This is a genomic window from Rhodoplanes sp. SY1 (genome assembly GCF_046000175.1).
Lineage (GTDB): Bacteria > Pseudomonadota > Alphaproteobacteria > Rhizobiales > Xanthobacteraceae > Rhodoplanes.
Genome location: NZ_JBEOMB010000010.1, coordinates 36,836 through 57,090 on the forward strand (window position 1 = coordinate 36,836; position 20,255 = coordinate 57,090).

At 70.4% G+C, this 20,255-nt stretch carries 17 protein-coding genes; 11 read left to right on the forward strand and 6 right to left on the reverse strand.

Annotated features, from left to right (window positions below; translation table 11 throughout):
* The first annotated feature begins 3 nt into the window (after nucleotides 1-3).
* The 10 genes from citF (at nucleotide 4) to ABTU92_RS03955 (ending at nucleotide 11,374) form a co-directional block, all read left to right on the forward strand.
* Nucleotides 4-1,524, forward strand: a complete 1,521-nt coding sequence (gene citF, locus ABTU92_RS03910) for a citrate lyase subunit alpha (protein WP_408087849.1) — start codon at nucleotides 4-6, stop codon at nucleotides 1,522-1,524.
* Complete coding sequence (gene citX, locus ABTU92_RS03915) at nucleotides 1,521-2,093, forward strand: citrate lyase holo-[acyl-carrier protein] synthase (protein ID WP_408087851.1); 573 nt, start codon at nucleotides 1,521-1,523, stop codon at nucleotides 2,091-2,093. Before citF ends, citX begins: the two co-directional genes overlap by 4 nt.
* Before the next feature lie 121 nt (nucleotides 2,094-2,214).
* Nucleotides 2,215-3,105 (forward strand): triphosphoribosyl-dephospho-CoA synthase CitG, encoded by an 891-nt coding sequence (gene citG / locus ABTU92_RS03920; protein WP_408087853.1) that lies wholly within the window; start codon nucleotides 2,215-2,217, stop codon nucleotides 3,103-3,105.
* Nucleotides 3,106-3,208: 103 nt separating this feature from the next.
* The gene (locus tag ABTU92_RS03925) at nucleotides 3,209-3,754 is read left to right on the forward strand and encodes an RBBP9/YdeN family alpha/beta hydrolase (protein WP_408087855.1); all 546 of its coding nucleotides are present in this window, start codon (nucleotides 3,209-3,211) and stop codon (nucleotides 3,752-3,754) included.
* A 168-nt stretch (nucleotides 3,755-3,922) separates the two neighbouring features.
* Entirely contained in the window at nucleotides 3,923-4,993 is a 1,071-nt protein-coding gene (locus tag ABTU92_RS03930; RefSeq protein ID WP_408087857.1) for a hypothetical protein, read from the forward strand.
* A 17-nt stretch (nucleotides 4,994-5,010) separates the two neighbouring features.
* Nucleotides 5,011-6,132 carry an AAA family ATPase gene (locus ABTU92_RS03935; protein ID WP_408087859.1) on the forward strand — a complete coding sequence of 374 codons (1,122 nt, stop codon included), beginning with the start codon at nucleotides 5,011-5,013 and terminating at the stop codon, nucleotides 6,130-6,132.
* Nucleotides 6,129-7,514, forward strand: coding sequence for a DUF2201 family putative metallopeptidase (locus ABTU92_RS03940; RefSeq protein ID WP_408087861.1), 1,386 nt, complete (start codon nucleotides 6,129-6,131; stop codon nucleotides 7,512-7,514). Before ABTU92_RS03935 ends, ABTU92_RS03940 begins: the two co-directional genes overlap by 4 nt.
* Nucleotides 7,515-7,622: 108 nt before the next feature.
* Nucleotides 7,623-8,834: a GTP-binding protein gene (locus tag ABTU92_RS03945; RefSeq protein WP_408087863.1), complete on the forward strand. Its 1,212-nt coding sequence runs from the start codon at nucleotides 7,623-7,625 to the stop codon at nucleotides 8,832-8,834.
* Between the two features lie 304 nt (nucleotides 8,835-9,138).
* Entirely contained in the window at nucleotides 9,139-10,101 is a 963-nt protein-coding gene (locus ABTU92_RS03950; protein WP_408087865.1) for a Bug family tripartite tricarboxylate transporter substrate binding protein, read from the forward strand.
* 211 nt (nucleotides 10,102-10,312) lie between these two features.
* Nucleotides 10,313-11,374, forward strand: coding sequence for a LacI family DNA-binding transcriptional regulator (locus ABTU92_RS03955; protein ID WP_408087867.1), 1,062 nt, complete (start codon nucleotides 10,313-10,315; stop codon nucleotides 11,372-11,374).
* 44 nt (nucleotides 11,375-11,418) lie between these two features.
* On the opposite strand, the gene ABTU92_RS03960 is transcribed toward ABTU92_RS03955, so the two are convergent.
* The 6 genes from ABTU92_RS03960 to ABTU92_RS03985 all read right to left on the reverse strand — a co-directional run bounded on the left by ABTU92_RS03960 (nucleotide 11,419) and on the right by ABTU92_RS03985 (nucleotide 18,896).
* Nucleotides 11,419-12,390 carry a Bug family tripartite tricarboxylate transporter substrate binding protein gene (locus ABTU92_RS03960; RefSeq protein ID WP_408087869.1) on the reverse strand — a complete coding sequence of 324 codons (972 nt, stop codon included), beginning with the start codon at nucleotides 12,388-12,390 and terminating at the stop codon, nucleotides 11,419-11,421.
* Between the two features lie 70 nt (nucleotides 12,391-12,460).
* Nucleotides 12,461-13,843 carry a dihydrolipoamide acetyltransferase family protein gene (locus ABTU92_RS03965; protein ID WP_408087871.1) on the reverse strand — a complete coding sequence of 461 codons (1,383 nt, stop codon included), beginning with the start codon at nucleotides 13,841-13,843 and terminating at the stop codon, nucleotides 12,461-12,463.
* A gap of 107 nt (nucleotides 13,844-13,950) precedes the next feature.
* Nucleotides 13,951-15,402: an NAD-dependent succinate-semialdehyde dehydrogenase gene (locus tag ABTU92_RS03970; protein ID WP_408087873.1), complete on the reverse strand. Its 1,452-nt coding sequence runs from the start codon at nucleotides 15,400-15,402 to the stop codon at nucleotides 13,951-13,953.
* Nucleotides 15,403-15,598: 196 nt separating this feature from the next.
* Nucleotides 15,599-16,579, reverse strand: coding sequence for an alpha-ketoacid dehydrogenase subunit beta (locus tag ABTU92_RS03975; RefSeq protein ID WP_408087875.1), 981 nt, complete (start codon nucleotides 16,577-16,579; stop codon nucleotides 15,599-15,601).
* Nucleotides 16,567-17,595, reverse strand: coding sequence for a thiamine pyrophosphate-dependent dehydrogenase E1 component subunit alpha (locus ABTU92_RS03980; protein WP_408087877.1), 1,029 nt, complete (start codon nucleotides 17,593-17,595; stop codon nucleotides 16,567-16,569). The genes ABTU92_RS03975 and ABTU92_RS03980 overlap by 13 nt, the downstream gene beginning before the upstream one ends.
* Nucleotides 17,596-17,603: 8 nt before the next feature.
* Nucleotides 17,604-18,896: a M24 family metallopeptidase gene (locus tag ABTU92_RS03985; protein ID WP_408087879.1), complete on the reverse strand. Its 1,293-nt coding sequence runs from the start codon at nucleotides 18,894-18,896 to the stop codon at nucleotides 17,604-17,606.
* A gap of 82 nt (nucleotides 18,897-18,978) precedes the next feature.
* Between ABTU92_RS03985 and ABTU92_RS03990 the strand changes: the two genes are divergently transcribed.
* Nucleotides 18,979-20,127, forward strand: coding sequence for an NAD(P)-dependent oxidoreductase (locus tag ABTU92_RS03990; protein WP_408087881.1), 1,149 nt, complete (start codon nucleotides 18,979-18,981; stop codon nucleotides 20,125-20,127).
* Nucleotides 20,128-20,255: the final 128 nt, after the last annotated feature.

A 20,255-nucleotide genomic window follows, 5' to 3' on the forward strand; every position in this document is an offset into this window, starting at 1 on the left:
GCCATGACCCACACCATCCAGACCCGCCTCGCCGGTTTCGCCCCGCCGACCGGCGTCCCGCTCTTCGGCGGCGTCGCCGCCGCCGCGCCCTGGCTCGCCGATCGCGAGGAAAAGCACGGCCGCAAGCTGGCGACGTCGCTCGAGGACGCGATCCGCGCCTCCGGCCTGAAGAACGGGATGACCATCTCGTTCCACCACGCCTTCCGCGAAGGCGATCAGACGATCAACTTCGTCGTCGCCAAGCTCGCCGAGATGGGATTTCGCGACCTCACGCTCGCGCCGTCGTCGCTGCTGTCGTGCAACACGCCGCTCATCGAGCACATCCGGTCCGGCGTCATTCGGCGGATCTTCACCTCCGGCATGCGCGGCAAGCTCGCCGAGGCGATCTCCAACGGCCTGATGGACGAGCCGATCAACATCCATTCGCATGGCGGCCGGGTTCATCTGATGGACCGCGGCGAGATCGCGATCGACGTCGCCTTCCTGGGCGTCTCCACGGCCGATCCGTTCGGCAACGCCAATGCGGTGTCGGGCAAGTCGCGCTGCGGCTCGCTCGGCTACGCCATGGTCGACGCCGCCCGCGCCAAGACCGTGATCTTGCTCGCCGAGGAGATCGTCGCCTATCCCAACGCCCCGGCCTCGATCCGTCAGGATCAGGTCGATCTCGTCGTCAAGGTCGACCAGATCGGCGACCCGGCCAAGATCTCGGTCGGCGCGGCGCGCATCACCTCGAATCCGCGCGAACTGTTGATCGCGCGCTGGGCCGCCGACGTGATGGAGCACGCCGGCTATTTCGAGGACGGCTTCTCGATGCAGACCGGCACGGGCGGCTCGGCCACCGCCACGGCCCGCTTCCTCGAGCAGAAGATGCGCCGCAAGGGCATCAAGGCGGGCTTCGCGCTCGGCGGCATCACCGGCTCGATCGTCGACCTGCACGAGAAGGGGCTCGTCGGCCGCATCCTCGACACCCAGAGCTTCGACGCGGTCGCCGCCGCCTCGCTAGGCAAGAACCCCGAGCACCTGGAGATCTCGACCAACACCTACGCCAATCTGACCGCCAAGGCCGCCTCGGTCGATCAGGTCGACATGGTGATCCTGTCGGCGCTGGAGATCGATCTCGACTTCAACGTCAACGTGATCACGGGCTCGGACGGCGTCATGCGCGGCGCCTCCGGCGGACACTCCGACACGGCGGCCGGCGCGTCGCTGCCGATCGTCGTCGGCCCGCTGATCCGCTCGCGCATCCCGACCGTGGTCGAGCGTTGCACCACCGTGGTGACGCCGGGCGAGACGATCGGCGTGCTGGTCACGGATCACGGCATCGCCGTCAATCCGCGGCGGCCCGATGTCGCCGAGCGGCTGAAGGCGGCCGGCCTGCCGGTCACCACGATCGAGGATCTCTACGCCCGCGCGTGCTCGTTGACCGGCAAGCCGCAGCCGATCGCGTTCCTCGACAAGGTCGTCGGCATCATCCGCTACCGCGACGGCTCGGTGATCGACGTCGTCCGCCAGGTGAAGGGATGACGCGCGACGCGAAGACTCTCGCGGCGGACGATCGTCGGGCCGGTCCGGCCGTGACGATCGAGGCGATGCTGGCGGCGCGCGAGCGCCGCGTCGCCCGCCGTCGCGATGCCTTCGCGGCCCGGCCCGACGTGTCGCTCGTCACGCTCTCGGTGGTGATGCCGGGGCCGGTGAAGGATTCTCAGCTGAGCCGGACGGCGGCGGCCGCCGCGCATGCGGCGCTGGAGCGGCTGTTCGCCGCCCGCGGCTTCACGACGACGACGCTCGCAGCGGAAACCGGCCCGACCGGGCCGGAGGCGCTGATCGCGGTCGCGGCCGATCCGCGCGCCCTCAAGCGGGCGCTGGTCGAGCTGGAGGAGCTGCATCCGCTCGGCCGCCTGTGGGACCTCGACGTCGCCGCGCCCGGCGACCGGGCCGTGTCGCGCCGCGACCTCGGCCTGCCGCCGCGGCGTTGCCTCGTCTGCGACGCTCCGGCGCATGCGTGCGCCCGCTCGCGTGCGCATCCGCTCGATGCGCTGCTGACCGCGATGGAGGAGAGGGTCGATGCCTGGCTCTGCTGTCCGGTCGACTGACACGATGCCTGGTGAACAAGCCGGAGCCGCCGAATTCCGCTCATCCCCGCGCAGGCGGGGATCCAGGGCCCAGGGGTGCGGCCCCTGGGTCCCCGCCTGCGCGGGGACGAGCGGAGAGACTGTGGCTCGCCTCGCCGGCTCGCTCGCCGATCTCGTCGTCGAGGCGCTGCTACGCGAGGTGTGGCTGACGCCGAAGCCCGGCCTCGTCGACCGCCGCAACACCGGCTCGCATCGCGACATGGACGTCGCGACCTTCGAGCGTTCGGCGGCGGCGCTGCGCCCCGGCTTCGCAGAGTTCGTGATGCTCGGGATCGAATGCGCCGCCGTGCCGGCCGATGCCGTGCTCGCGCTGGCGCGTCCCGCCGGCCTCGCCTGCGAGCGGGCGATGCTGTCCGCGAGCGGCGGCGTCAACACCCACAAGGGCAGCATCTTCGCGTTCGGGCTGCTGCTCACCGCTGTCGGCCGGCTGTGGGCCTCCGGTGATCCGGCCGCGGATCCGATCGACGCCGACGCCGTCTGCGACGAGGTCGCCCGCATCGCCGACGGCATCGTCGCCCGCGAGCTGCGGCGGCCGGGCGAGCCGCGCACCGCCGGCGAACGGCTCTTTCAGGCGCACGGCCTGACCGGTGCGCGCGGCGAGGCGGAATCCGGTTTTGCCACGGTGCGGCACGGCGCCCTGCCGGTGCTCGAACGTGCGCTTTCCGACGGCCACGCGGAGGACACGGCATTCGCCGCCGCCTTCCTGCATCTCCTCGCCCGCAACGCCGACACCAACCTGGCGGCCCGCGGCGGCATCGCGGGGCTGCGCTTCGCCCGCGCCGAGGCGGCACGCGTCGAGCGGGCCGGCGGCGTCGCGGCGCGCGATTTCGTCGCCCGCATGGAGGCGCTGGACGACGCCTTCATCGGCAGGAATCTCAGCCCGGGTGGCAGCGCCGACCTGCTCGCCGTCACCTGGGCGCTGCATCGGCTCCCCCGTCTTCTGCGCAGCGGCCCGGCGCTGCGCTCGTATTGAAGCGGTCGCCCGGCCCGCCTATTGTCCGGGCGGGCGTCCGCCCGACGGATCAAGGCCTTCGGAGATGATCGCGTTCCTCTCGGGAGGCACCCGGGACATTCTCGTGCAGGCTGCGAGTCGCCTCGATCTCGTACTCGTGCCGGGATTCAAGGATTCGGGCCCCGAGCATTGGCAGAGCCTCTGGCAGGACGGCCTTCCGATCTTTCAGCGCATCGCCCAGAAGCGGTGGGACGACCCCGACATCGAGCTGTGGATCGCAGCCATCCTGCGCCTGCTCGGCGAGCGGCGGCGGCCGGCCGTGCTGATCGGCCACTCGCTCGGCGCACTGGCCGCCGCGTGCGTCGCCGGTGACCGCCATCCGCAGGTCGCCGGGCTGATGCTCGTCGCCCCCGCCGAGCCGAGCCGCTTCGAGGCGGAGGAGCGCGTGCCCGACGGGCCGCTCGGCGTCCCGGCCCTGGTGGTGGTCAGCCACAACGACCCGGTGATGCGGTTTTCCCGCGCCGAGCACTGGATCCGCACCTGGAGCGCCGTGCCGGCCGATCTCGGCGAGGCGGGTCACATCAACGCCGAGGCGGGGTTCGGCCCCTGGCCGCACGGGCTCGATCTGCTCGCCGCCCTCACCGGCATGGTGCGATTTTCGCCCGGGTGACGCTCCAGTGTGGCGACGGCTATAACACCTCCAATCGAGGGCTCGCATTTCGACCTTGGCGTGATCCGACCGCGAACCGCCCGCGTATCCCGACGGGGCTCGCGCGCGTTCCTTCTCGCGCCGCGTCGGGCGGATCGGCACGATGTCTTTCGGGATGGTGGTGCGCCCATGACACCGATGACCCATCACGAGATCCTGCGGCTCGTCGCGCCGTTCACGCGGCGCGGACTGCGCCTCGACACGGCCGCGAGCGACCGCCAGGCGCGCCGTCTGGTGTTCGTGCCGCAGCCCCCCGCGCCGGGCGCGGAGGACGCCGATACGCCGACGTCCCCCGCGGACCGTTCCAGCGAACGCATCACCATTGTGCTCGACGCCCCCGAGACCGCCGAGGCGCCGTGGCGCCTTACCCGCGTGCTCGACGATCCGGCCGGCGTCACGGCGCGGCTCGAGATCGAAGGTCGCGATCTCGATGCGCTGCTCGACCGACTCGCTGCGGTCGCGCCGGAGCGGCATGTCTGCACCGGCGCCGGCTGGGTGGTCGGGATGAGCTGGCGCGTCGATCCGTCCGACGGCGCGGCGGACGCGCTGGTGCTCACCGACGGTATCGCTCGGCTCGGTGACGAGGTGCTCGGCGACGTGGTGCTGACGCTGAAGATGCCGGCGCTCCGGCGCTACCTCGCCGACCTCGAGATCACTACGGTCGACGGCGGCCGGCTCGATCTCACCGAGGATCTGCTCGCCGTGCTCGGCACCGACTGGTCGACGCTGCGGCGCAACGGCCACAGATGGATCGGCACCCTGAAGCCGCACGGCCGCGAGCCCGGCCGCAGCCGCGCCGCCGAGGCCGCGCTGACGACGGGCGCCGCGCATCTCGCCCGCACGCTCGCCGAGCCGCCGAGCCGGTTTCATGCGCGACTCTACCGGGCGCGATGGGGCGTGGTGCTGCGCCGCGCCGTGCCGCTGCTGGTCAGCCTCGCTCTGCTGATCGGCACGCTGTTCCTCTCCAAGCTCGAGCTCGACCAGAACTCCGGCCTGTGGATGGCGCTGTTCCATGCGCCGCCCCTGATGCTGGTCGCCTTCTTCTGCTTCCGCGAGATTCCGCGCATCGAGATCCCGCCGCTGCCGCGCGTTTCCGCGACGGCGACGTGGCGGCCCCGGGCCGACACGGGGGGCGGCGCGGGTGCCGGGCTCGACGCCGGCTCCGCGGCGTCGACGGCGCCCGAAGCGTCGCGCGGCTGAGCGGGCGGTCCGGACCCATGCACGGCAATCCGCTGAACCTTCCGCCGGTCTCGATCGCCGCCGCAAAGGCGGCGTTGATCGAGCAGTTCGCCGACCCGGTGCTGCGGCGGCGCGCCTCGATGCTGTGGGGCACGCGGGGCGTCGGAAAATCGTCGATCGTCCGTCAGGTCGCGGCGCATTTCGGCGTGCCGCTGGTCGACCTGCGGCTCACGACGATCGAGCCGGTCGACATCCGCGGCGCCATCTTCGCCGACGACACGCTGGCCAAGACCGTGTGGTTCCCGCCCGAGTTCCTGCCCGGCGCCGACCAGCCGGACGGCATCTTGTTCCTCGACGAGCTGACTGCGGCCGACCAGCGGCTCCAGATCTCGGCCTACTCGCTGATCCTCGACCGTCGGGTCGGCAACTACCGCCTGCCGGACGGCTGGCTCGTCGTCGCTGCCGGCAATGCGAGCTTCCACGGCGCGGTCAGTCACGACATGGGCACGGCGCTCGCCGACCGCATGTTCCACTTCAACATCCAGACCGTCATCGACGCCTTCCTGGCCTATGCGATCGAGCACCGCTTCGCGCCCGAGGTGATGGCGTATCTGAAGGTCCGCCCTGACAAGCTCGACGACACCCAGGCGCAGCTCGCCGCCGACCATCTGGTCGGCGCCAGCCCGCGCGGCTGGGAGGACATCTCCAACGTGCTCAACTCCGGCCTCTCCGAAGCGGGCCGGCGGCTGTTCGTGCAGGGCCGCATCGGCGCCGCCAACGCGGCCGAGTTCTTCGGCGTGCTGCGCGAGATTTCGGCCGGCGCCGACGTGGTGCGGCTGCTCGCCGCCGCGCCCGGCGCCGAGACGGCGGCGCTGCTGCCGAAGACGCTCGACGGGCTCTATGGCCTGATCTACGGCCTCCTGGCCGCGGCGACCGACACCGTCGCGATGGCCCGCGCCGTCGCCATCGTCGAGCAGCTTCCGGACATCCGCGGGCCGGTGCCGCTGCCGATCCGCGAGGCGCAGACGCTCGCCATGGAGCTCCTGATGCAGAAGGCGCTCGCCGACGGCACCGAGGGCGCGATCCTGGCGAGCGAAGCCTATCGCCGCTACGACGCGCGCCGCGAGGACGAGCGGCGCCGCGACGGCGAGGGCCGATGACGGCGGACCGGCCCGATGCTGCTCCGGCCGATGCGCCGGCCCTTTACGAGCATCGCGGCACGCGCGCCATCCAGCGCATGGTGGAGTTCGCGCCCTCGACCGGCGGGCTCGCGCTGTGGGTGCGGCATCACGACCTGCCGGCCGACAGCGCGGCTCCCATCGTCCACACCGACGGCGACGCGGTCTTCTACGGCGCGGCCTTCGCAGGTCTGCCGCTGGCGCGCCAGACCGGGCTCGTCGCCCACGAGGTGCTGCACATCGCGCTTCGCCACGCGCAGCGTTACGTCGATCTGCAGCGGCTCGTCGGCGATGTCGATCTCGAGCTGTTCACGATCTGCGCCGACGCGATCGTCAACAGCACGCTCGATCATCTCGCCTGGCTGGAGCTGCCGCCCGGCGCCGTGACGCTCGACCGGCTGCTCGAGCGGGCGCTCGGCGAAAAGCTCACGGTCGAGGCGGCGCTGCTCGCCTGGGACGTCGAGCGGCTCTACCGGGAGATCGACGATCGCCGCCGACCGGAGCCGGAGGGGCAGGGGCGTTCGACGCGGCGCAGCGATCGCGGCGCGTCGGCGCGCGCCGGCGACTCCGACGGTCGCCCTGCGCCGGCCGACCCGGTGCAGCAGTCGGAAGCCCGCGAGGACGGCCCGCGCGCCATGGCGGCCCGGGTGCTCGGCCGCGACGCGCCCGCCGATCTGCGGCCGGACCCCGCGGCCCTCGGCGCGCCCGAGGCGGAGGCCGAGGCGATGCGACACTGGAGCGAGCGCCTCGTGCGCGGCCACGCGGGCGATGGCGCCTTCTCGATGCTGCGCACCCTGATCGCCGATCTGCCGCGCTCCCACACGCCATGGGAGCAGGTGCTGCGCACCCGCCTCGCCCGCGGCCTCGCGCGAAAACCCGATCTCTCGTGGTCGCGGCCGTCACGCTCCTACCTCGCCAATCAGGGGCGCGCCGGTGGGCGCCGGATGCCCTGGGAGCCCGGCTCGACGACGGCTCGGCGGGTGCCGCGCCTCGCCGTGGTCGTCGATGTCTCCGGCTCCATCGACGACGCCCTGATGGGACGCTTCGCCGACGAGATCGACGCCATCTCGCGCCGCCAGGAGGCCGGCCTCGTGCTGGTCATCGGCGACGACCGGGTGCGCCAAGTCGCGCATCGGGAGCCCGGCCGCTCGGACCTGCGCGACATCGTCTTCGACGGTGCGGGCGGCACCGACTTCACGCCGCTCCTGGAGGAGGCCGATCGGCACGCGCCCGACATCATCGTGGTGCTGACCGATCTCGACGGCCCGGCCCGCCTGCGGCCGCGCGCCCCGGTGATCTGGGCGGTGCCACCCGCGCATGTCGGCGCCTCGGCGCCGTTCGGCGCGGTCCTGGTGCTTCGCTGACCCGCCGTCTCGACGCGAACGCCGGGTGATGACGGCGCTCTTGCCGCCCGGGCGGTTTCATCGTAGATACTGTTATAGTATAACATTGCATAAATTCAGGTTCGCGCCATGCCCGACACTCGCCTCCCCGTCACGGTCCTGTCCGGCTTCCTCGGCGCCGGCAAGACGACGCTGCTCAACCACGTGCTCAACAATCGCGCCGGCCGCCGGGTCGCCGTCATCGTCAACGACATGTCCGAGGTGAACATCGACGCCGACCTGGTGCGCGAGGGGACCGAGCTGAAGCGCGCCGAGGAGAAGCTCGTCGAGCTGACCAACGGCTGCATCTGCTGCACGCTGCGCGACGACCTCCTGCGCGAGGTGCGCCGGCTCGCCGCCGAGGGGCGCTTCGACTATCTGCTGATCGAGAGCACCGGCGTCTCCGAGCCGCTGCCCGTCGCGGCGACCTTCGAGTTCCGCGACGAGACGGGCGAGAGCCTCTCCGACGTCGCCCGACTCGACACCATGGTGACGGTCGTCGACACCATCCACCTGCTCAAGGACTATTCCTCGACCGACTTCCTCTCCGATCGCGGCGAGACGGCCGGCGAGGAGGACGAGCGCACGCTCGTGAACCTGCTGGTCGAGCAGATCGAGTTCGCCGATATCGTCGTGCTGAACAAGTACGCCGACGCGACGCCGGCGCAGCGCGAGGCGGCCCGCAACATCGTGCGCGCCCTCAATCCGGACGCGCGGCTGATCGAGGCCGACCACGGCCGCGTCGCGCCCGACGCGATCTTCGACACCGGCCTGTTCGACTTCACCCGCGCGCACCAGCATCCGCTGTGGTTCAAGGAGCTCTACGGCCACGCCGAGCACGTGCCGGAGGACGCCGAGTACGGCATCACGAGCTTCGTCTGGCGGGCGCGCCGACCGCTCGTGCCGGAGCGCTTCGACGCGTTCCTGCAGACGCCGCTGCCCGGCGTGATCCGCGCCAAGGGGCACTTCTGGCTCGCCACGCGGCCCGACTGGGCAGGCGAGTTCAGCCTCGCCGGTGCCATGGTGGCGACCCGTGGGCTCGGCCTGTGGTGGGCGGCGGTGCCGAAGAAGCACTGGCCCGACGACGGCGAGGCGCTCTCGCGCATGCGGGAGAGGATGGATCCGGAGTTCGGCGACCGCCGGCAGGAGCTGGTCTTCATCGGCACGCTCGGCACCATGAACCGGGCCCGCATCGCGACGATGCTCGAACGTTGCCTGGTCGAGACCGAGGCCTTCCAGCCGGAGGCCTGGGCGCGCCTCGACGATCCGTTCCCGGCCTGGGGAACCCGGAAGGCGGCCTGACGCCCCACGGTACCGTCCGCGCCGCGATCCGACTAATCGGGAGCTAACCACCATCCGGCGGAATCGCCGGCTCGAAATTCACATCCGCCGCCACTCTTGTCAGCGCGCGTCGAACGTCCTTACATGCTGGACAGGGCGAACCTCGCATGCGCGCAGATTCGATCGTCGATCGAGTCGAGATGGGAGGTGTGCGGACGTGATATCGACCGGCGTCTTCCGCGTGTCGAGGTATCTCGCGGCTCGGTTGCCGGCCGGCCCGGCGACCCGATCCGAAGCGTCTCCGTGCGGCAGCCGACGCGCCGCGATGATCGGTGTCGCCGCGGCGCTGACGTGGCCGCTCGCCGGTGTCGACGACACCGAGGCCGTCGAGGCATGGCCGTCGCGGCCCATCACCCTGATCGTGCCGTATCCGACCGGCGGCGCCAACGACATGCTGGGCCGCCTGATCGGTCAGAAGCTCGCCGACCGCCTGAAGCAGCAGGTCATCATCGACAACCGGCCAGGGGCCGGCACGCTGATCGGCGCCAGTCAGGCGGCGCGCGCCGCGCCGAACGGCCACACGCTGTTTCTCGGCGGCTTCGCCTCGAACGCCGTGACGCCGCTGCTGGTCAAGACCGACTTCCACCCGGTGGACGATTTCGCCCCGATCGGGCTGATCGGCACCGCCCCCATGGTCGTGATCACGCACGAGGGGGCGCCCTTCCGAACGCTGAAGGATGTGATCGACGCGGCCAGGGCGAATCCCGGGCGCGTGACCTACGGCTCGTCGGGCAACGGCTCGCCGCTACACATGGCCGGCGTCAGCTTCTGCCTGAAGAACAACCTCGACATGGTCCATGTGCCCTACAAGGGCGGCAGCGCGCACATTCTCGACCTGATGGCCGGGCGGCTCGACGTGATCTTCGATTCGACCACCAACGCCACGCCGTTGATCGCGGGCGCGAAGGTGCGTCCCATCGCCCTCTCGGCGAAGCGAAGGAACCCCGATTTCCCCGACGTTCCGACCTTCGCGGAGGTCGGCGTCGCCGATCTCGACGTCAACGGGTGGTACGCGCTGTTCGCGCCGGCCAGGACGCCGGAGCGGATCCTCGCGACGCTCAGCACCGCGCTGCAGGCGGCCCTCGCGTCGCCCGACGTGATCGAGCGGCTGCGCAGCGTCGGCGTGACGCCGGGCGACGGCACGCGCCGCGAGCTCGCCGACTACACGGCGAGCGAGCACGCCAAGTATCGCGCCCTGGTGCACGACGGTGGCATCAAGCCGGATTGACGGGACCCGCCGCCGCTGTCCCGGCGGTCCGGGCCGTCGCGCCGTCCTGACCGTCGTTCGTCCTGATCGTCTTCGTCCGGCGTCTCGCGTCGCCGAGACCCGAGGCATCGCCCGCACTGCCAATGCAATGGATTGCATTGCGTCGTCTCGACCGTGCAAATACAATCCCCGCGACATTCAGCCACGACGACGGGGCCACGGCGAACCGGACATGCGCAGCCGTCCGACCATGAGCGACATCGCCCGGATCGTCGGCGTCCACGTGTCGACGGTATCGCGCGCGCTCGACCCCAAGACCTGCCATCTGATCTCGCCGGATGTCGCCGCCAAGGTCGCCGAGGTCGCGCAGAAGCTCGGCTTCCGCCCCAACGCGGCCGGGGCCTCGCTGCGCACCAATCGCTCGCGCACGATCGGCATCGTGGTGCCGGACATCACCGATCCGGTGTTCCCGCCGATGATCCGCGGCGTCGAGGACGTGCTCAGCGAGCGCGGCTACGCCGTCGTGCTCGCCAACACGGACGGCGACGAAGGGCGCGAGTCCGAGATCGTCGCGTCGATGCTGGCCCGCTCCGTCGACGGGCTCGCGCTCGCGAGCAGCCGCTTCGAGGACAAGCTCATTCCGCGGATCGGCGACGTGCCGGTCGTCACGGTGTTCCGCGAGACGAAGAAGCCGATCGCACCCTGCGTCATCTTCGACGAGCGCGCGGGCATTCGCCATGCTCTGACGCATCTCGTCTCGCTCGGCCATCGGCGCATCGCCAACATCGCCGGGCCGCGCACCATATCGACCGGCTACACGCGCTGGGAGGCGTTCGAGGCGACCCGGCGGGAGCTCAAGCTGCCGCTCGACAAGCGGCTTATGGTGTTCGCGGACGGCTTCAACGAGCAGGAGGGCGCGCGCTGCGCCGAGGCGCTGCTCGCCCGCACCGGCGACTTCACGGCCATCCTGTGCGCCAACGACCGCCTCGCCGTCGGCGTGATCGACGTGCTGCAGCGCTACGGCCTGCGCTGCCCGGAGGACGTCTCGGTCACCGGCTTCAACGACATGCCCTACGCCGACCGCTTTGTGCCGGCGCTGACCACCGTGCGGGTCCAGCAGTACAAGGCGGGCCGGGAGGCGGCGCGCCTGCTGATCGAGGCGATCGAGGGCGGCGCGGCGCGGCAGCGGCGTCCGGTCCGCATCGTGCTCCCGGTCCAGCTGGTCGTGCGCGGCTCGACCGGCGTCGCGGCCCACAAAGGAAAGACGCGCCGCGGGCTCGCCGCGGCGCGTTGAGGAACGGGCCGGGTGGTCGGAGACCGACCGCCCGACACACGTGATCACTTCGCCGCGACGCCGGCCTCCTGCAGCAGCTTGGCGTAGAGCTCGACCTCGCGCTTGATCTGGGCGTCGAGCGCCTCCGGCGAGGTCGGCGCCGGCACGGCGCCCTGCTGCTTCACCTTCTCGATCACGTCGGGCATCTTCAGCACGGTCGCGATGTCGCGGCTCGCCTTGGCGATCACGTCTTTCGGCGTGCCGGCCGGCGCCAGCACCGCGAACCACGAGTCGTAGTCGTAGGACGGCACCGTCTCCTTGACGGTCGGGATGTCCGGCATCTGGTCGCTGCGGGTGCCGGAATTGATCGCGATGGCCCGCACCTTGTTGCCGGCGGTCAGCTCCTGGGCGAGCGGGATCGGCGTGAAATAGAGCTGCGAGTCGCCCCGGATCACCGCCGTGGTCGCCTCCGGTGTGCCCTTGTAGGGGACGTGCTGGACGTCGATCTTGGCCGCCTGCTTGAGCACCTCGGCCGAGAGGAACGTCGTGGACGCGAGACCGGCCGAGGAGAAGTTCAGCTTGCCCGGCTTCTCCTTGGCGAGCGCGATGAACTCGGCGAGGTTCTTGGCCGGCAGGTCGGGCGGCACCACGGCGACCATCGGGACCGAGGCGATCTTGGTCACGCCGGCGAAGTCGGCCACCGGATCGAAGGAGATGTTCTTGTTGATGGTCTTGGCGATGGTGTGGCCGTTGGAGGTGAGCATGAGCGTGTAGCCGTCGGCCTGGCCCCTGGCGACGCTCGTCGTGCCCGGCAGCCCGGGGCGGTTCTCGACGATGACCTGCTGCTTCCACATCTCGGCGAGCTTGTCGGTCATGATGCGGGCGAGCGTGTCGGTGACGCTGCCGGCCGAGAACGGCACGACGATGCGCACCATCTGGGTCGGCCAGGTGGCCGCCGAGGATCCCTGCGCCAGGGCCGGGGCAGCGAGGGCGAGCAGCGCCGCACCGGCGAGCGCCGTCGTCTTGAAGAGTCTCATAGCCGTTCCTCCTGTTTGTTCGTTCGATGGTCCCGCCGCGTTCGTGCGGCGGTGACGGGGCGCCCGGACGTTACATCAGGAGCCCCGTGGGATGCTCGATCGCGTGCCTGAACGCGGCGAGAAGTCGCGCACCGAGCGCGCCGTCGACGACGCGGTGGTCGCAGGAGAGCGTCACCGTCATGCGGGTCTCGAAGCGGACGCCGCCACCCTCCGCCTCGACCGGCCGGCGCTCGGCGGCGCCGACGGCGAGCAACGTCGACTGCGGCGGGTTGATGATGCCGGCGAACTCCTTGATGCCGTACATGCCGAGATTGGACACCGTGCTGACACCGCCCTGATACTCGCCGGGTTTCAGCTTCTTGTCGCGCGCGCGGGCGATCAGATCCTTGGTCTCGGCGGCGGCCACGCTCATCGGCTTGCCCGCGGCGTCACGCAGCACCGGCGTGATCAGGCCCTGGCCGTCGTCGAGTGCGACCGCGATGCCGATGTCGACACGATCGAAGCGCAGGATGCGGTCGGCGGCCCACACCGCGTTGGCGGCGGGCACCTGGACGAGGGCGCGGGCCAGCGCGCGCACGACGAGATCGTTGACCGAGAGATGCCAGGCGGGCGTGCCGTCGCGGTCGTGCGGGGCGGAGCCGTTCGCCTCGTGGCGCAACGCGAGCAGGCGATCGAGCGTCACGTCGCACGACAGATAGAAGTGCGGCACCGTCTGCTTGGCCTCGACGAGGCGCGCCGCGATGGTCTTGCGCATGCCGTCCGCCGGCACCTCGGCATAGCTGCCCGCCTCGTAGAGCGCCTTCACGCGCTCGGCGCTCGGGCCGATCGCCAGCGCATGCCCAGCCGTCGCGGCGCCACTCGCCATGGCGCTCTGCACGTCGCGCGCGAGAATGCGGCCGTAGGGGCCCGTGGCCGTGATCCGTGACACGTCGATGCCGGCCTCGGCGGCGAGACGGCGGGCGAGCGGCGTGATGGTGCGGCCGCCGGCGAGCCGCGCCGGGCCGAAATTCCGCTCCGGCATGCGCACCGCGTGGAACGGATCGAGCGGGCCGTTGCGCAGGCTCGACGTGACGGGCGACGCGGCGTGAGCCGGCGCCGCTGGCGGAGCTGATTTGGTCTGGGCGGGCGCTTGCGTGGGCGCAGGCGCCGGGGCTGCCGCCGTGTTGGCGGGCGGCGCGCCGGTCTTGGCCGTCTCGCTGGTCGCGGGGCCCGCGGCGGCACCGTCACCGGACAGAATCGCGACGACCGCGCCGACCGGCGCGGCCTGGCCGGCCGGCACGCGAATCTCGGCCAGCACGCCGCCCGTGATCGCCGGCACCTCCATCGACACCTTGTCGGTCTCGATCTCGAACAGATTGTCGCCCGGCGCCACCGTGTCGCCCGGCTGCTTGAACCAGGTGGTGATCTTGCCTTCGGCGACCGTCTCGCCGAGCTGCGGCATCAGGATGTCCATCGTGGTCCCAACCTCTGCAGACGATTGCCGCCATGGCGGCGGCCTTGTCCCTCGCCTCTCCCCGCGTGCGGGGAGAGGGAGAGCCGGCGCGTCGCCGGCCCTCGGCCTCACCAGTTCACGGAGACGTACTGGGTCTCCAGAAACTCCATCAGGCCTTCGTGCGCGCCCTCGCGGCCGAGACCGGACTGCTTCATGCCGCCGAACGGCGCCGCCGGGTCGGACATCAGGCCGCGGTTGAGGCCGATCATGCCGAAGTCGAGCTTTTCGGAGACGCGGAGGCCGCGGCTCAGATCGCGGGTGTAGAGATACGCTGCGAGCCCGTACTCGGTGGCGTTCGCCTCGCGGATCGCCTCGTCCTCGCTCTTGAAGGTCTTGATCGCCGCGACCGGACCGAAAATCTCCTCGCGTAGCAGCTTGGCATCGTCGCTGATGTGCGTGAGAACCGTCGCCGGATAGAAGAAGCCTTTTCCGTCCGGCCGCGTGCCGCCGACCGTCACCTTGGCGCCCTTGGCGACCGCGTCGTCGACCAGCTCCTGCACCTTGTCGCGCGTGTCGGCGTTGACCAGCGGGCCGAGCGCGACGGACTCGTCGAGCCCGTTGCCCATCTTCAGCGCCGCCATGCGGGCGGTGAGCTTCTCGGCGAAGGCGTCGTGCACGGCCTCGTGCACATAGAAGCGGTTCGCCGCCGTGCAGGCCTCGCCCTGGTTGCGCATCTTGGCGATCATCGCGCCGTCCACGGCGGCGTCGAGGTCGGCGTCCTCGAAGACGAGGAACGGCGCATTGCCGCCGAGTTCCATCGCAGGGCGCACCACGTTGTCGGCGGCCTCGCGGAGAAGCTTCACGCCGACCTCGGTCGAGCCCGTGAAGGAGACGACCCGCACCCGCATGTCGTGCAGCATCGCCGAGACGACGGCGCCGGAGCGGCGCGACGGCACCACGTTGACGACGCCGTCCGGCACGCCGGCCTCCTTCAAGAGCGGCATGAGGGCCAGCATGGTGAGCGGCGTCTCGGAGGCGGGCTTGAGCACCACGGTGCAGCCGGCGGCGAGCGCCGGCGCGATCTTTCGGGTCGCCATCGCGGCCGGATAGTTCCACGGCGTCACCAGGCAGGCGACGCCGGCCGGCCGGTGCTGCACCATGATGCGCGCGCCGGAGGAGGGCGCGTTGTAGAGCTGGCCGAGGTTGCGCACGCCCTCTTCGGCGAACCAGCGGAAGAACTCGGCCGCATAGGCGACCTCGCCGCGCGAGTCCGGCATCGCCTTGCCGTTCTCCAGCGTGATCAGCTTGGCGAAGCGCTCGCTCTCCCTGGTGAACAGCTCGAACGCCTTGCGCAGGATTTCTCCACGCTCGCGCGGCTTCTTGGCCGCCCATTCGGCGCCGGCCGCGGCGGCGGCGTCGACGGCCGCCTTGGCGTCCTCCACGGTGCCGCTCGCCACCGAGGTGATCACGCTCTCGGTCGCCGGATCGATCACGTCGAAGCGCGAGCCGTCCGAGGCCTTCTTCCACGCGCCGCCGATCCACAGGTCGGTCGGAACGCCGGCGATCAGATTGTCGTACATGATGTCTTCCTCGAATCTCGTCGGTCGCCCGCCACGGAACGGACGCACTCCCTCTCCCCGCACGCGGGGAGAGGGTCGGGGTGAGGGGGCGTTTCAGCGAGCTTCTGCTTCGCGGAAGCCCCCCCTCACCCGGATCGCTCTGCGATCCGACCTCTCCCCGCATGCGGGGAGAGGTGACCCGCGCCGCCGTGCGTGATCAGCTCCCGAGACTGCGGCGGATCGTCTCGACGATCCGGGCCGGCGTCGGCAGCACCATGTCCTCAAGCGCATCGGCGGCCGGCAGCGGAATGTGCGGCGTGGTGATCCGCACCGGCGGGCCGTCCATATCGTAGAACGCCTCCTCCACGGCGATCGACACGATCTCGGCGCCCCAGCCGCACAGCCGCGGATTCTCCTCCACGGTGAACAGCCGATGCGTGCGGGCGACCGAGCCGAGGATGGTCTGCATGTCGAGCGGCACCAGCGAGCGCACGTCGACCACCTCGACCTCGATGCCGTGCTCGGCGCTGAGCGTCTCGGCGGCGGCGAGGGCGCGCGGCACCATCAGGGCCAGCGCCAGCACGGTCGCGTCCTTGCCGGGGCGCAGGATCTTCGCGGTGCCGAGCGTGTCGACGATCTCGCCGTCCGGCACCTCGCCCTTCACGGCGTAGAGCGACTTGTGCTCGAAGAAGATCACCGGATCGGGATCGCGCACCGCGGCGGCGAGCAGGCCGACCACGTCGGCCGGGCTCGACGGCGCGACCACCTTGAGGCCCGGGATCATCATGCACCAGTTCTCGACGGACTGCGAATGCTGCGCGCCGAAGCGCGAGCCGGCGCCGTTGCCGGTGCGTACGACCAGCGGGCACTTCACCTGCCCGTTGGTCATGTAGCGGCTCTTCGGGAACTCGTTCGCCACGTAATCCCAGCACACCGCGAGGAAGTCCGAGAACATGATCTCGGCGATCGGTTTCAGGCCGGTCATCGCGGCGCCCATGGCGGCACCGAGGATCGCCTGCTCGGAGATCGGCGTGTCGCGCACGCGGATCGGGCCGAACTGATCGAGCAGCCCCACCGTCGCCTTGAACACGCCGCCAGCCTTGGCGACGTCCTCGCCGAAGAAGATCACGTCGTTGTCGCGCGCCATCTCCTGGGCGATGCCGCGGGCGACCGCGTCGCGATAGGTCAGTTCCGCCATGCCCAGCCTCCATCGGCATACACGTCGGTGAAGAGGATGTCCTCGGGCGGCATCGGCGCCGCCTTGCAGGCCTCGGTCGCCGCATCCACCATGCGGGCGACCTCCTGGTCGATGTTGGTCATCACGCTCTCGGCGATGCCGAAGCTCTTCAGGCGCTCGCGATAAATCTTGATCGGGTCACGCTCCTTCCAGCGCTCGAGCTCGCCTTCGGGCCGGTACTTGGCGGGGTCGGCGCGCGAGTGGCCGCTGTGCCGGTAGGTGAGGCACTCGATCAGCGACGGGCCGTCGCCGGCGCGCGCCTTGGCGAAGGCCGTCTGCGCCGTGCGGTAGACGGCGTCGGCGTCGTTGCCGTCGACGATGATGCGCTCGAGCCCGTAGGCAGCCGCGCGATCGGCGGCCGGATGCTTCACGGCCGTCACCTCGTGGATCGCCGTGTACTCCATGTAGAGATTGTTCTCGCACACGAAGACGACCGGCAGCTTCCAGATCGCGGCGAAGTTCAGCGCCTCGTGGAAGGCCCCGATATTGGTCGTGCCGTCGCCGAAGAAGCAGACGGCGACGTCGCCCGTTCCCTTGTACTGCGCGGTGAGCGCCGCCCCGCAGGCGATCGGCAGATGCGCGCCGATGATGGCGTAGGAGCCCATCACGCCATGCTCGACCGAGGTGAGATGCATCGAGCCGCCCTTGCCGCGCATCAGGCCGTTGTCGCGTTGCATCAGCTCGCCGAGCATCTTCTCCACCGAGACGCCGCGGGCGAGCGTGTGAGCGTGCCCGCGATAGGTGCAGAAGGAGAGATCGCCCGGCTTCATCGCGGTGCCGAAGGCGGCGGCGATCGCCTCCTGGCCGAGCGAGAGATGGCTCGTGCCCTTGACGAGGTTCTGCAGGAACAGATCGTAGGCGCGCTGCTCGGCCTGCCGGATCACCTGCTGCTTGCGGTACAGCTCGAGCCGCACCGCCTCGCCGATATCGTCGTTGCTGCGGTCGAGCACCGTGGTCTCCGCGGTCTTCTTGGCCATCGCGTCCCTCACCAGCGGCCGGCGATCGGCAGCTCTTCGGCCGGGAAGAGCGTGATCAGCTTGCAGCCCGTCGCCGTCACCACGACCTCCTCCTCGATGCGGGCGGCCGAGTAGCCGTCCTTGGCCGGGCAGTAGGTCTCGATCGCGAACACCATGCCCTCCTTGATCTCGGTCGGGTGGTCCATCGAGACGACGCGCGAGATGATCGGCCGCTCGTGCAGGGCGAGGCCGAGGCCGTGCGCGAACTGCAGGCCGAAGGCGGCGAGCTCGTCCGGGAAGCCGAACTCCTCGGCGGTCGGGAACACCTCGCAGATGTGCGCCGTGGTGACGCCCGGCTTGATGCGGGCGATGGCGTTGTCGAGCCACTCGCGCGCCTGCTTGTAGGCGTCGTGCTGCACCGGCGTCGCCTTGCCGACGTTGAAGGTGCGATAGTAGCAAGTGCGGTAGCCCATGAAGGACTGGATGATGTCGAAGAAGGCCTGGTCGCCCGGACGCAGCATCCGGTCGGTGAAGTTGTGCGGATGCGGGTTGCAGCGCTCGCCCGAGATGGCGTTGATCGCCTCGACGTCGTCGGAGCCGTGCGTGTAGAGGAACTTGTTCACCTCGGCGACGACGTCGTTCTCTCGCACGCCGGGGCGCAGCATGTCCCAAACGACCTGATAGGCGCCGTCGACCATGGCGGCGGCGCGGTTCAAGAGCGCGATCTCGTCGGCCGACTTGATCTCGCGCGCCTCGAGCAGCACCTGCTGGCCGTCCACGACCTTCACGCCGGCCTTCTGCAGCTCGAACATCATCGGCGGCTCGACGATGTCCATGCCGATCGGCATGTCGAGGACGCCGGCCTCCTTCAGCAGCGCGGCGATCTCCTTGGCGTGCTTCTCCATCAGGCCGAAGGCCGGGTTCACGGTGCCGCGCAGGCCGACGAGGCCGGCCCGGCAGTTCTCCGGCTTGAGCCACGGCGCATACAGCTTGTGATGCATGGCGGCGGAGCCGAAGTCCCAGACGATCGGCTCGCCGCCGCGGGTCAGCAGCGCCCACCGCGCCAGCTTGTCGCGCTCCCACTCGCCGATCTTGGTCGAGGTGAGATAGCGGATGTTGTTGACGTCGAAGACCAGGAGCGCGCCGAGCTCCGAGTTCTCCAATGCCTGACGGGCCCGCGACAAGCGGTAGCGGTGCAGGCGGCGGTAGTCGACGCGCTCCTCGAAGTCGACCCCCATGGTCCCGAGCGCCGGCAAGGCGCGACCCCAGTCGTGACGCGGATCGATGTCCTCGGCGCGGATGGCGCGCAGATGCTGGTCCATGTTGATCTCCCGGAAGAACGACGGCGCGGGCCCAAGGCGGCCCGTCTCGCAGGCAGATTGACATGACTTCGGGCAGCGTGCAATGAGAAATGCAAACGATTGCACGACGGCTCGTGCTGCGGCGCACAAGACGCGCCGCGATCGCCGCGGTGCCGTCGTCGACACGCCGTGCCGTCCCGTGTATCACGCGTTCGACGTGATACGCGCCACCCGGTCGGCGCCCCGAAAACGCATCCGACCGCGCGGGTCGAGAACGAGCGAGGAGAGCACGAGGATGGCGCAGAACACGCAGAAGGTCGGCTGGATCGGCATGGGCCGCATGGGCTACGCGATGGCCGAGCGGCTGGTGAAGTCCGGGCACGACGTGTCGATCTGGAACCGCACCCGCGCGAAGGCCGAGCCGCTCGCCGCCTATGGCGGCAAGATCGTCGACAAGCCGTCCGATCTCGCCGGCGTCGACGTGCTGTTCTCCATCGTGTCGACCGGCGACGATCTGAAGCAGGTCTATTTCGGCGAGAACGGTGCCGCCACCGGTGCCAAGGTGCCGCCCGTGCTGGTTGACTGCTCGACCATCTCGGTCGACTCCTCGGCCGACATCCGGGCCGAGCTGACCAAGCGCGGCGGCGAGTTCGTCGCCTGTCCGGTGTCGGGCAACGCCAAGGTGATCAAGGCCGGCAAGCTGTCGGCCGTCGCGTCGGGCCCGGAGGCGGCGTTCCGCCAGGCCGAGGCGCTGATCAACGTGATCGCGCCGCACGGCGTCTCCTATGTCGGCGACGGCGAGCTCGCCCGCGTCTGCAAGATCGCCCACAACGTGATGCTCGGCGTCGTCATCGAGAACCTGATCGAGATCACGCTGCTGGTGAACAAGATGGGCGTGTCGCGCAGCGCCTTCCTGAAGTTCCTCAACAACAGCGTGATGGGCTCGACCTTCACGGCCTACAAGTCGCCGGCGCTGGTCAATCTGGACTGGACCACGACCTTCACGCCCGAGCTGATGCGCAAGGACATGGATCTCGGCCTCGAGCTCGGCCGCGAGATGGACGTGACCATGCCGGTGACGGCGGCGGCGCGCGAGATGATCCAGACCCATTTCGGCGCGGCGCAGCTGCAGAAGGATCCGGACGCCTATCTCGAGAAGGACTTCGCGGCCCTGATGGAGACCATGGCGCTGCTCTCCGGCATGACGCTCGAGCCCGAGAACGTGCCGACCCCGACCGGCCTCGAGCACTGAGCGTCCTCTGCTGATCAGGCCGCGGTCATATATGGCCGCGGCCACCGGTCCGATCCCGGAATCGGCCCGAGCCGCCGAGCCCGCCGACGGAATCCGGACCGCGGGCGTCGTCCGCGTCCCGGACCTGC